8 protein-coding genes and 1 pseudogene are annotated in these 9,464 nt (G+C 31.3%); all 9 read right to left on the bottom strand.

Annotated features, from left to right (window positions below):
- Positions 1-422 (bottom strand): substrate-binding domain-containing protein (locus ACJAX4_RS19115; protein ID WP_435791029.1); only part of this gene is annotated, 422 nt, incomplete at its 3' end.
- 139 nt (positions 423-561) lie between these two features.
- Positions 562-2,418: a substrate-binding domain-containing protein gene (locus ACJAX4_RS19110; protein ID WP_435791028.1), complete on the bottom strand. Its 1,857-nt coding sequence runs from the start codon at positions 2,416-2,418 to the stop codon at positions 562-564.
- Complete coding sequence (locus tag ACJAX4_RS19105; RefSeq protein ID WP_435791030.1) at positions 2,415-2,555, bottom strand: helix-turn-helix domain-containing protein; 141 nt, start codon at positions 2,553-2,555, stop codon at positions 2,415-2,417. The genes ACJAX4_RS19110 and ACJAX4_RS19105 overlap by 4 nt, the downstream gene beginning before the upstream one ends.
- 53 nt (positions 2,556-2,608) lie before the next feature.
- A pseudogene (locus ACJAX4_RS19100) lies at positions 2,609-2,752 on the bottom strand (MerR family DNA-binding transcriptional regulator); the annotation flags it as partial.
- Between the two features lie 123 nt (positions 2,753-2,875).
- Complete coding sequence (locus ACJAX4_RS19095; RefSeq protein ID WP_435791027.1) at positions 2,876-5,335, bottom strand: EAL domain-containing protein; 2,460 nt, start codon at positions 5,333-5,335, stop codon at positions 2,876-2,878.
- 168 nt (positions 5,336-5,503) lie between these two features.
- Positions 5,504-6,319, bottom strand: coding sequence for a ThiF family adenylyltransferase (locus tag ACJAX4_RS19090; RefSeq protein ID WP_435791026.1), 816 nt, complete (start codon positions 6,317-6,319; stop codon positions 5,504-5,506).
- A 15-nt stretch (positions 6,320-6,334) separates the two neighbouring features.
- Entirely contained in the window at positions 6,335-6,907 is a 573-nt protein-coding gene (locus ACJAX4_RS19085; protein WP_435791025.1) for an N-acyl amino acid synthase FeeM domain-containing protein, read from the bottom strand.
- Between the two features lie 232 nt (positions 6,908-7,139).
- A complete protein-coding gene (locus ACJAX4_RS19080; protein WP_435791024.1) occupies positions 7,140-8,432 on the bottom strand; it encodes a M28 family peptidase in 1,293 nt (430 codons plus the stop codon).
- A gap of 312 nt (positions 8,433-8,744) precedes the next feature.
- Positions 8,745-9,464: cell wall-binding repeat-containing protein (locus ACJAX4_RS19075; protein WP_435791023.1), on the bottom strand; the 720-nt coding region annotated here is incomplete at its 5' end.

Genomic DNA, 9,464 nt, shown 5'->3' with positions numbered 1-9,464 from the left:
TCTGCAACTTTTATAGTTCTGTCCATCAAGACAACTGGGATTTCAGCATCCTTAGCTTCTTTTAAAACTGTATCCCAACCAGATTCAACTACAGGTGCCAGTGCTATGACATCAACTTTCTGAGCTATAAAAGATCTAATAGCTTTTATTTGGTTTTCTTGTTTTTGTTGGCCATCTGAAAATTTTAATTCTATGCCTTTATTGTTGTTTGGAATATCCTTTACTGAATTAGTTTCTGCATCTCTCCAACCACTTTCTGCACCAATTTGTGCAAAGCCTATAACTATTTTCTCTTCTGTTACTGCTGGTGTTTCTGCTACATCACCACTATTAGTAGGTTCCGTCTTTGCACCACATCCAGCAAATATAGTAGTAGCTAGAATCATTGCAGATACAAATGCAATTATTTTTTTCTTTTTCATTAATAAAACCCCCCGAAGAAAATTATTGAATCGTTTACAATTATTATATAACACTTTTTAATTACTGTATTTATACAAATAAGTTATTATTTATACTATTTAGGACAAAAAATAACCCTGCCATTGCAGAGCTATATTTCTAATATTTTCTATTTCTAAGTCCTTTCGCAGAATTTACTTTAGTGAAAACCTCTTCCGCATTTACTATTTTTACAGGAACCTCGACCCCCATAATTATTTGTTTAGCAATTTCCATAAGCCTTGGTCCCAGAAGTGGATTGCATTCTATAGTACAATACATATCCCCTTTTATAATTGACTTTAGCGCTTGCCTCGTGCCGTCTATTCCAATAACAATAATATCTTTCCCCGGAATAAGCCCGGCTTCTTTTATAGCCTCAATAGCGCCAAGAGCCATATCATCATTATGAGCATATAACACATTTATTTTATTATGGTTTGAACTTAGGAATTTTTTCATAACCTCTTTTCCATCTTCAAAGCTAAAATTTCCAGTTTCTGTTCCTACTATTTTATAATTATCATATTCTTTAATTATTTCACTAAACCCAGCTTGTCTTTCAATTTGGGGTGCTGACCCCCTATTTCCTTGAAGTTCAAAGATATTTACTTCCTCATTATCAAATCGTTCCAATAACAATCTTGCAGCACGTCTTCCCTCCTCTTGAAAATCCGAACCAATATTACATTTCCAAAGAGAACCATCTGAATTTACACTTCTATCGCTTAAAATAATAGGAATCCCTGCATTTTTTGCTTCTATTAAAACCTCATCCCACCCGAAGTTCACAAAAGGTGAAAAGGCAATTACATCTACTTTCTTTTTAATTAATTCCCTAATTATTTTTATTTGATCTTCTTGAGTATAACCGTCTTCAATAAAATCCAAATTAACACCAGCACTTTTAGCTGAAGTGTTAATTGATTTAGAATTCGCATCTCTCCATTTGCTCTCTGATGTTAATTGAGCATACCCTAATACTATATTTTTACTATCTACTAATTTTTTGGATTTATTATTCAAGTATTCATTTACGTTTGACAGTGTAATTTTGTCGCTTTTCAATATAGTTTTCTTCGGTATATTTCCTTTTTCATTTAAAATATCCATAGCATAATTCACAGCTTCGATACCTCCAGTTTTACAAGTGAAGCTGCCTTGAAGCATTCCCTTTGAAACCAAATCTAGCCCGCCATTTTCTCCTGTAAGTCCATCCACACCTATAATTTTTATGTTTTCAAGTCCCAGTTTATATATTGCTTTATAAGCTCCAAGGGCCATATAATCATTATGAGCAAATATAACATCAATATTTTTATCTTCTTGTAGCACCTGTGTAACTTTATCTTCCGCTTCATCCTTTTGCCATTCACTCACAAGGGTTCTAGATATTTTAACATTAGGATACTCTTTAAGGACTGATCTAAAACCATTACTCCTTGCTATAACCGGAGAAGAATTTAATACCCCTTGAACTTCTATAACCTTACCCTCTTTATCTCCAATTAAATCTACTACCAAATTCCCTGCTTGAATTCCTATTTTTTCATTATCAGAACCAATATATAATGTATAGTCGTACCCTTCAACCGCTCTATCCAAAACTATTACTGGCATAGATTTATATACCTCACTGACAAGAGGTGTTAATTTTTTCGAATCGTTTATTGATACAATCAATAAATCCACACCAGCACTTACTAATTCATTTATATCTTTTTTCTGTTTATTTGTATCTCCACCAGCATCTTTATAAACAATTTTCATATTTTCATACTTTTTTGCTTCTTGCATTATTTCCTCATTCATAGAAATTCTCCAAGGCTCAGTCAGATTTGCTTGTGACATTCCAATAACAAATTCAATACCATCAGATTTCTTTGCATTAATTAATTTTGAAGCAGTTATTGAAATCAAAATTATTAAAATTATAGAAGCTACGTATATATATTTATCTTTAAATTGTCTAATCAAATTTTACCTCCTCTATATTCCGTTGGAGCAAATCCCATTACCTTCTTAAATGACTTACAAAAGTAATGTTGATTATTATATCCTACCGCCTCGGCAATTTCATAAATTTTAAGTTTGGGATCATCCATCATACAAATAGACTTTTCAATTCTACACTTTGTAAGATAATCAATAAAAGAAAGCCCATGCTCTTGTTTTTCTCTTTTTCACCATAAATTCGATATCCTGACGAATTAATTCTTGCCGGCTTAAGAATTCCTATTTCATCATAATATCTAAGTGTTCTGTTGCTAACACCTGCTAACTTTCCTAACTTTTGCACCGTATATTCCATACGCTCATCTCCCTTCAAACTTATTGTACACGTTCACGTAGCGTTAATGTCAATAGATATTTTTAATATTATAATAAAATAGAGAAGAAACTGTATTAAGTTTCTTCTCCTTAAATAGTGATGCTATTTTAATCTAGAACATAACAATTCTTCTATTAGCTGGGCTGACATTGGCTTATAATAGTAATATCCTTGTATTTCATCACACATTTCATCTTTTAAGAAATCCAGTTGTTCCTTTGTTTCCACTCCTTCTGCAATAGCCTTTAATCCTAAATTTTTAGCTAATGAAATTATAACCTTAATAATCGCTTCATCTTTATGGTTTATATTTATTCCCCTAATAAACGACATATCTATTTTTATTTTGTCTACTGGCAATTGCTTAATATAATTTAAAGATGAATATTCTGTACCAAAATCATCTATTGCAATTTTTACTCCAATCTCTTTTAATTGTTTTAGTGACTCAATAATATATTCAGTTTCCTTCATAATTATGTTTTCTGTAATTTCAAGTTCCAAATATTTAGGATTTAAACCTGTTTCCTTTAATCTTTTGATAATATCTTCAATTATCCTTTTATTTTGGAATTGATTTACTGAAAGATTAACAGCTACAGGTACATTGAGTATTCCAGCATCCTGCCACTTTTTATTTTGAAGACATGCAGTTTTAAGAACCCATTCACCAATTGGAAGTATTAATCCAGTCTTTTCAGCTATGAATATAAAGTCTACTGGGCTCACCCTTCCAAGTTCCTCACTATTCCACCTTATTAAAGCTTCCATGCCAATGATTTCACCTGATATTGAACTTACTTGTGGTTGATAATATAATTCAAATTCATTTCGCTCTATTGCCTTGTATAAACTATTTGTCAACTTCATTTCTTTAACCAATTCATATTTAAAACTTGCAGTGCAAATCTCAAATTTATTTTTACCCTTTTCTTTTGCCTTGTACATTGCAATATCAGCATTTTTTATTAAAGTTTCTACATCGCTACCATCTACGGGATATATTGCGCCACCAATACTAGTAGTCACATACAAATCATTACTATCTATTATAAATGATTTATTAAAGCTGCTAAGAATGTCCTCAGATATTTCTCTGAAATAATCCTCACTTTCTAAATTTCGAATTAAGATAAGGAACTCGTCTCCCCCAACCCTACAAACAGTGTCACTTTCTTTTACAGTGTTTAATAACCTTGTTGAAACCATCTTTAAAAGTTCATCACCTTTAGCATGTCCCATTGTATCATTTACCCTTTTAAAGGAATCTAGATCAAGAAATAGTACCCCTAGTACTTTCCCCTGTGGAACTGCATCATCAATACACTGATTCAATCTATCAATAAACAGTCTTTTGTTTGGAAGTCCCGTTAAATAATCAAAGTACGCTAATTTTTTTATTTTCTCTTCCATATCTATACGGACATTTATTTCATGCTCTAACTCTTTATTAGCCTTACTAAGTTCACTCGTTCTTTCTACAACTTTTATTTCTAGCTCATCATGTGATTTTATTAATTCTTGCCTGGCCAATTTTATATCAGAAATATCCTGAAATATACAAACAATACCTAACGAATCTCCCCATTCATCTTTTAAAATCGATGAAGATAGAAGAACAGGCAATTTGCTATTATCACATTGTACAATACCGATTTCATAACTACTACAATTTGCTAGCTTTGATAATTCTATTTTTTCTGAGAATAAAGTACTTATTTGTTTATCCACAAGTTGATTTTTATCACGATCTAGTAGTTTAAGTGCACCCTTATTAATATCTTTTATTACACCTTCATGATTTGCGATAATCAACCCTTCACCCATTATTTTCAAAACTTCTAATGCAAAGTTTTCAGGATTAAGATCCATAAGCTTATATTTTTTAATGGAATACCATATTCCAATTATAGGTATTGCAATTAGAATAATACCTACAGAAGGCATAAAAGGTATTATAAACATTGGAATTATAATATCTGTTATCCCCCCCAAAACTATTGTTATTATTGTTGTACTCAGTATAAGCTTCGCCTGTTTCTTCTCCCTTATTATTTTCGAATTTTTAAACCATCTAAAAAGGAAGAAAATAACCAGTATCATATATATGAAATAATATACATTGTAGAAATTCGCCCAAACAACTCCTCTATCTGTTGATGCAATGTAAGCCCAGCCTAAATTTGTTTTAACAAAATTCTGTGCCATTTCCGGCTTAAAAATATATAAATAAATTGATACTAAAGCTGGGGAATAAAAGATCAAATACGAAGACCAATTTTTAAAAAAGTCTCCTTTTCCTGTTAAAATGATAATGAAATGTAAAAGCAAACAATAAAAAATCGCCCATGAAAATGTAGAATACAGATAAAATTCACTTGCGTTTTGAGCATCAACTGATCGATTCATTATAGAAAACATAAATGCCCAAAAGGTTAAATTCATGCAAATTGCAGAAAATATTTTATTCAATTTATTTTTAGAATCATTCATAAGTGTAATTACGCCTAAAATCATATATGTAATTCCACAAATAAAATATAAAGTTGTTAAAATAATCATACCCTATTCCCCTCCAGTCGATATATTTTATCATTTGTTTAATTGATTGCTTAATGCCTTTCAACAAAAAAAAGGCCATGAAGATCAGTATTAAAAATTATCTTCATGATCTTATTATATCAGTTTTATGGAAATTAACCTATAAGTTAAAAGCATACATATATTTATTTAATCAAGTAAATTCAATGCATTACATGTTAAAGCTTTTTGCGTATCAATTGTCATTAAGTTAGGTGCGTGTAATACCGGAAGCCCTGCAAGAATACGAACAACAAGTGACCCAGCTAGTGAACCAACAGCATAAGCTCCAGGAGATACTTGTGAAGCTGGGCATGGTTTACCATCATCCATAAATAAAAGAGCTTTACCTACTGCCTTTACAACAGTAGGATCTATTTGCTCCTCTAACCTTCCAATAACTTTTGAAAAAGTTTCAGCATACGCGAATTGATCAACTGCTCCTTCAAGTGGTAATGAAAAAATTTGTCTAAATGAGCATGTTGAATTCGGAGGAAAATAAATACATCCTGCTCCCCATCCAATTGCCAATGCTGATATTATATGTTTCCCTTGTTTATTACACTCATCATGTAATCCTACAATTGCAGGTAAATCTAAAAAATCAATTGTGTCGAATACTATATCCGCATTTCTAACAATTTCAGCGACATTTTCTGCGTCTATATATTCAGTATATTCTTTAACTTTAACTGATGGATTAATTGCTTTAAGCCTTTCTGATAATGCTTTTACCTTAAGTTTTCCTATATCATTAAAACTGAAACATTGGCGATTTAAATTATGATCATTAATTATATCACCATCTGCTAGAATGAAATTTTCAAACCCTAAGCGAACAGCTACCTCAGCAAAAGAGCTACCAATCCCACAACCAGCTATAAGAATAGTTGTGTTCCGTATTTTGTCTTGTAATTCAGTTGATATATAATCTATGTTTCTTAACGTTAATTGTTTATACAACATTTTTATTCCTCCATTTTAATCTTTTAATACCGCAAGCGTACTTGCTACTTCATCTAGTCCAAAAGAATCCGTTACCTCACTTACTATTAGGCAAGCAGGAATTGTATATGCTCCAAAATAACCCTTACCCTCTTTCACATTATTAAAAGGATAGCCTTTTCTATCTATGTAATTCAATAAATTTTTCTCTGAGATTATATAGGCGTGTGTTATCCCATTTTTAAGTGCCCAAGAATAAATTATGCGAATAAGACCTATCACAATGTTCAAACCTCTTCTATCTTTTGGTATTACAAGCCTTGAAACTTCTAATCTTTTTTGGTTATACTTGGGCTCAATATCAAACGCTTTTTCTATTGGAATTGCCATGTTATACTTCGGTATAATAAGTCTTACACTACCTACCAATATATTATTAACATCAAAAGCGCCAAAGTTAAGCGAATTTTTATCATATTCATCATTTTCTAAACACTCTAAGTAATTAGAAGAATCTAACCATTTTTTTTCTTCACAATAAATATCATATCTCAACTTATAAATAAGTTTTTTTTCTTCTGCGTTTTCGACCATTCTATATGTATACATTTTTTAACAACCCCAATCGCTCATCATAGATATTTCACCATATTATCTAACCATCTATATTTTTAAATTACTTAAACATATTTTTTCATTACCTTAACCATCTTTACTACACAATTCGTTTATTCTACATTTATTATCATATTCCTCTTTTATTAGTAATATATTACCTTTTAATTTTACAAATAAAAAAGCATTTTATTGAATTTCACTTCAATAAAATGCACATACTTACTCATTTAATGTATTTATCTGGTTTTGTTGCAATTTCGTTTGCAATAGAAGTAGCTATGTTACATACTTTCGCAAGCGCATCCTTTTCAATCATCGAGATATTATCCTCATCAGTATGATATCCTGTAGATGGACCATATTCAAAGAAAACCTCAGCTATTCCATTAATAGCAAAAGGCACATGATCACTTCTACTAGATTCATTTCTAGTATAAGAATAATTAAAGTCTTTTGCACAGGCCTCTGCTAGTTCAGCGGGAAATGGTTTAGAATCTTTAAGTAGTGTGTTTATAACAAGGTTATTCCCGGCTCCAACCATGTCCAAATTAATCATACCTATCATATTACTTATCTCGGCGCCTAATTTTTCCACAAAATAAGTGGAACCAACTAGTCCCGTCTCTTCTGATCCAAAGGCAATAAATTTAACATTACATTTCACTGGTTCTTTAGATAAAAGTTTTGCTATCTCAATCACTGTAGAAATTCCAGAAGCATTATCATTTGCAGCAGGCGTATCCACCCCATCATAATGTGCACCTATCACTAAAGTCTTAGTATCCTTAGTTTCCTTTTCAGCCTTTAAGGTAGCAATGACGTTTTGAGACTGAGATGGTTCGCATATGGAGTCTACCTTAAGTCTGACTTCTAAATTTTTATTAGAACTAATCTGTTTTTTTAAAGACTCTCCATCTACTCGACCAATTGATATTGCAGGAATTTTAGAAAGGCTAGAAAGGCTTGCGGATACTGGTTGTTCCGATTTTGGGTCAGGATCATAAAAAATTACTCCAAGAGCCCCCTCTTTAGCAGCTCTTTCTGTTTTTACTTTAAAGAAGTCGCCACCTCGTTTTATTAATACTATTTTATTTTTTACATCAGCCTGTTTTAGATGATCTGCTGTACCCATATCACCATCAACAATTTTAGCACTAAACCCTTCTTTTGGAGTAGGAGCGGTAAAGGTTAATGCTTTCGAGGTCATAATTATATTTTTTTCTCCATTTATTTTAAGTTCTGTTCCATTACACTGAAAGGCAGTAATCGGGAAGCTTTGTAATTCTACTTCTAAGCCTATATTTTTAAATTGCTTCGAAATATATACAGCAGCATTTTTTTCGCCTTCAAACCCTGTAATTCTTGCATTATCTTTGTTAGCAAGAACTAAAACATTAGTATAAATATCATCTGCTGAAAGCACCTTTGAATAGTCTTTAAAAGAAATTTGAGTACTTTGATTTAAAGAGCAAGAAGTAAAAATAAAAAGCAGTGTAATTATGAATGATAATGACACAAATGTTCTGATTTTCTTTATGATAAGTCCCCCTTTAAATATGTTTGATACAAAACTCATTATACCATAATATGGATAATTAGCAATATAACAGTTATAAATCTGATTTTTTACAATCTAAATAGTTTAAAATTAAGGCTATGTTTATGAATGGTGTTGAAATAATAGCATTTTAAGCGAACAAATAGTTCCCTCCTTTAAAATACTTTTTAACTTTTCAAGCCTAATTGATTTAAGTGTTTATCTAAAAACATCTAAAAACATCTACATACCCTAAAAAAAGCAAACCTAATTAGGCTTGCTTTAAAACGTTTATTTAACGTATAAAAATACTTGAGTACCTTCATGATATATCTTAAATTGATGAAGTTTGCTTGCAGTAAGTTGGTAATTGAGATATTTAGCTTCTATATCACTATCGTCTTGGAAAGTTGAATTGTAAAGTTTTGAGATTGAAGCAAGTTGCGTAGCATCTTTCTCTCCAAGTAAGTCGTATAGTATGCTATTTAAAAGTTTTATTGCAGTTGGGTTGCTATTTATATCTCCCCAAAGCGAAATACTAGAATAACTATGACATCTTTGATAGCTTACTGTAGACGAAGCATTGTCATAGGTAAAGTAGTTAATATCATTCCACATTATGTCTTCTTCAGGTAATAACTTAGCTATTGATTGTAAGTTTATCATATCCGTTGGATATTTTTTTACTGATGGAGTGTTTGGTATTAATTTGTAACCATCTATAGTTCCATCTGAAGTGTTTACAACCCCACTAGGTAGAGGTTTTATATCAGACTCAGAGAATCCTGTTCCTATAACTACTAAATCATTACATGCCCAAGCAAATTCTTTTATACTATCAGTCGCATTTTTATCAAGTAACATAACTGGATGATTTGTCTTATATCCATACACAGAACCTACCAAAGCACTATGAAAATCTGTTCCAGTTGTAATTGTTAAAGAATCTGTATCAGGTTTGAAATATTGAATAACCTTTTTGGATGTATCGTATCTATTTTGTCCGCTTAT

Source organism: Clostridium sp. (assembly GCF_051278035.1).
GTDB lineage: Bacteria > Bacillota > Clostridia > Clostridiales > Clostridiaceae > Clostridium_AD.
Note: the sequence above shows the minus strand (reverse complement) of the source record. Positions and strands in the feature narration are given on the sequence as shown.

Bases quoted from the DNA above. Each gene is read 5' to 3' on its own strand.
- ACJAX4_RS19090 (WP_435791026.1), bottom strand. From the start codon at position 6,319: ATGTTGTATAAACAATTAACGTTAAGAAACATAGATTATATATCAACT.
- ACJAX4_RS19085 (WP_435791025.1), bottom strand. From the start codon at position 6,907: ATGTATACATATAGAATGGTCGAAAACGCAGAAGAAAAAAAACTTATT.
- ACJAX4_RS19095 (WP_435791027.1), bottom strand. From the start codon at position 5,335: ATGATTATTTTAACAACTTTATATTTTATTTGTGGAATTACATATATG.